4 protein-coding genes and 1 tRNA gene are annotated in these 3,009 nt (G+C 45.5%); all 5 read right to left on the bottom strand.

Annotated elements, in window-relative coordinates; all coding sequences use genetic code 11:
• Positions 1–98: 98 nt before the first annotated feature.
• Positions 99–1,346, bottom strand: a complete 1,248-nt coding sequence (locus IQ242_RS21120; RefSeq protein WP_193961298.1) for a glutamate-5-semialdehyde dehydrogenase — start codon at positions 1,344–1,346, stop codon at positions 99–101.
• A gap of 10 nt (positions 1,347–1,356) precedes the next feature.
• The gene (locus tag IQ242_RS21115) at positions 1,357–1,764 is read right to left on the bottom strand and encodes a hypothetical protein (RefSeq protein ID WP_002767499.1); all 408 of its coding nucleotides are present in this window, start codon (positions 1,762–1,764) and stop codon (positions 1,357–1,359) included.
• A 171-nt stretch (positions 1,765–1,935) separates the two neighbouring features.
• Positions 1,936–2,007: transfer RNA gene (locus IQ242_RS21110), tRNA-Gly, on the bottom strand.
• 71 nt (positions 2,008–2,078) lie between these two features.
• Positions 2,079–2,378: a hypothetical protein gene (locus tag IQ242_RS21105; RefSeq protein ID WP_193961297.1), complete on the bottom strand. Its 300-nt coding sequence runs from the start codon at positions 2,376–2,378 to the stop codon at positions 2,079–2,081.
• Positions 2,379–2,433: 55 nt separating this feature from the next.
• A complete protein-coding gene (gene ribH / locus IQ242_RS21100; RefSeq protein ID WP_193961296.1) occupies positions 2,434–2,979 on the bottom strand; it encodes a 6,7-dimethyl-8-ribityllumazine synthase in 546 nt (181 codons plus the stop codon).
• Positions 2,980–3,009 lie beyond the last annotated feature (30 nt).

The following is a 3,009-nucleotide window of genomic DNA, read 5'->3' as shown; positions in this document are numbered from 1 at the left end:
GTCGTAGGGTTGATTCATGAATCAACCCTACCCCTACCCCCACGAAAAACTTTTTGCCGCAAACCCTAGTTAACTTAACAATACCCAGTTCACCAAAACTACCCCTGCACCACCTGTTTAAGGGTGGTAAAGGTTTCTAGGTTGATTAACCCCCGGCGCTGTCCTTTTTGGTTGGAAATGCCCAAAAACACCGATTCTCCCTGTTTGGGATTGCGATCGAATCGGGGTGAAGAATTGATATAAACTAAAGCACTATCGGACTCCATGGCGAATTGACGACTTTCTCGATAGGATTCGGTGACAATACAATCCGCGTGACCGCTACTATACTTATTAATCCAAGCGATCGCATCAGTGAGGGTATCCACTAACCTAAAGGCCACCGTTTTTTCTAAATAGGGTCTTTGCCAATCATTATCGGTAGCAATGGTTAAATGTTCGGGAAAATCCGCCGCTAATCGGGTATCTCCCCGCAATTTAAAGCCTTTTTCCTGCAAACTTTTAAACAAACGACTTAAAGTTGAAGAATTGTGATGGGGACTAATTAAAACTTTTTCGATCGCATTAACCGGATCGGGTATGCTGCCATGACTATCGATAATTACCTGACGAGCTAACTCCAAATCGCCACTAGGAGACCAATACAAATAACAGTTTCCCATGGCCGCACGCAAAACGGGAACCGTGGCCAATTGACTCACCTGACCGATTAAACTAGGGCGACCGTAGGGAATAATCAAATTAACATAATTTTCCTGGGTCACTAACTCCTCTAGGGAGGGACTACAATCACAGGGTAAACCACTCACACAATCCACCGGTAAACCCACATCTTCCAATGCTTCTTGGATAATTTCCGTAATCACCCCATCGGAATGACTAGAGGCATTGGAACCGCGAATAATCAAACTATTGCCACTTTTTAGGGAAAATCCCGCCGCTACCATCGCTAATTCGGGAAAACCTTCATAGACTAAGGCAATCACTCCTAAAGGCATTCTTTGGCAATAGGTTTGGGACGGATTAAGTTGATAGGCCGCGTTAATTACCTGTTGCAGCGGATCCGATGCTTCCGCTAGTTGTTGCAATACCTCCACCGTCGTCTCTAAACGTTCGGGAGTTAACCGTAACCAGCGAATCATTTGTTCTGAGACGGCCATCTCTCGACTGACCTCTAAATCGAGGGTATTGGCTTCTAAAATGCGATCAAAGCCAGTTTTAATGCCATTAGCGATCGCGATTACCCCGCGATTTCTTTCGTTGCCATTGAATTGACCCAGATCCAGAAAAGCATTGTATGCTTGCTTAAAGATCGTCGGGGGGGTTTTGGGGGAACTTTCGATCATAGATTCTTGTCTAGCGTCGATAGGCTAACCAAAAGATGAATGCGGGCAAAATAACTAATAGCATAACTAGAATTGCCCCAAAAATCACGCTTACCCCCGGCGGTGATTTTAAAATTAAGGGTAGCCAAACGACCGATAATAACAGAATTATCCCCACCATCAGGGGTAATACCTCTTGTCCAAGGCGCTGATTGGTACTCACCCAACGAAATCCCGTCCAGCGCCAACTGCGTTTATAGGGATAGTGGGGGGCTAATTGTTCGATAATTTGACCGTTTTCCTGTAGCACAAATATCTGTTGACAGCGATCGCAGCCAAAGGCATCGGTCAATAAAATCGGGCATAATGTGCCTTTCCGACGACAGGGACAAGGATAGTCTTGGTGTTGGTCGATTTTGGTATATTTATGCGGTCGCACAAGCTAATTTTTTGTTTATAAATGGTTGTTTTTAGTCGCTCGTGGTCAATAGCTAAGGGATTCAATGGTTGCCCCAAATCCTCAACCCTATTGCACACGGATAATTCCCATATTAAGGGATACCTCTAAATTATTCATCCCAATTTTAATATCTATTTCAAGATTTTTCTAAGCGGGCAACGCGATTCGAACGCGCGACATTCACCTTGGCAAGGTGACGCTCTACCACTGAGCTATGCCCGCAAGCCGTTTTTTTAAACTTCCCTAAGTATGCCAAATCTCAGAGCATTTGTCAAGTAGTTTGGAGCATTTTTTTACAATGATTCATCTTCTGGCAAATCCCCCAAACCGGTAATAGCTTCGAGAACCACTTCTATCTTAGCCTGTAGTCGGTTGAACTGATGTTTCAAACGATCAAAGCGCTTGTCAATGGCGGCGAATTTTTCATCCACTGCGGCGAATTTTTCATCTATATGCCGTTCCATAGCGTCAAAAGCTTCCGTAATCCGCCCCTCTGGTTCTAAATCTAATTCCAGAGTCTTGATTCTCTCGACAGCGTTGACTAATTGCCGTCTGAGTTGGTTAATATATTTGTTCTGTTCAGCTTCGCTCATCAGTGGAACTCTGGGAGTGGGGACAACTAAAATCCTAAATGCTGGGGGAATTTTCTTAGCCTTCCATCAGTGCCTGTTGGGGATTATTTTGCAATAATTCTAGGGGTTTATCTTCATCCCGGGGGCGCAATTGACGCATGAGACTAGCCATTTCTAGGGCAGATAGGCCATAATTCCAGCCCAAATTACTTTTAATCCCGGCTCGTTCGAGGGCCTGTTGTAGAGTATCAGTGGTGAGAATACCGAAGACAACGGGAACACCGGTCTGAAAAGCAGCCGCAGCGATGCCTTTAGCAGCCTCGGCAGCAACGTAGTCAAAATGGGGCGTTTGGCCGCGAATAATTGCCCCTAGACAAATAACGGCATCGTAACGGTGGGAAAGGGCGACTTGACGGGCTACCATTGGCACTTCAAAGCTACCGGGTACCCAGATATAATCCACTTGCGTACCGTCGGGATTAACATCAACCCCGTGACGCTTGAGACAGTCTTGACAGCCTGATAACAGTTTATCAGTGACCAGATCGTTAAAACGACCAATCACGATCGCAAAGCGCAAGGACGATATATCTTCGGTAAAATTTCCCTCAAAAACAGTCATAAGGTGTGGGGTGTGGGGTGTGGGGTGTGG

The sequence above is a fragment of the Microcystis sp. LEGE 08355 genome, from assembly GCF_015207185.1.
GTDB classification, from domain to species: domain Bacteria; phylum Cyanobacteriota; class Cyanobacteriia; order Cyanobacteriales; family Microcystaceae; genus Microcystis; species Microcystis panniformis.
This window is presented reverse-complemented; position numbering and strand designations above follow the sequence as displayed.

Bases quoted from the DNA above. Each gene is read 5' to 3' on its own strand.
- IQ242_RS21105 (WP_193961297.1), bottom strand. From the start codon at position 2,378: ATGAGCGAAGCTGAACAGAACAAATATATTAACCAACTCAGACGGCAA.
- IQ242_RS21120 (WP_193961298.1), bottom strand. From the start codon at position 1,346: ATGATCGAAAGTTCCCCCAAAACCCCCCCGACGATCTTTAAGCAAGCA.
- ribH (WP_193961296.1), bottom strand. From the start codon at position 2,979: ATGACTGTTTTTGAGGGAAATTTTACCGAAGATATATCGTCCTTGCGC.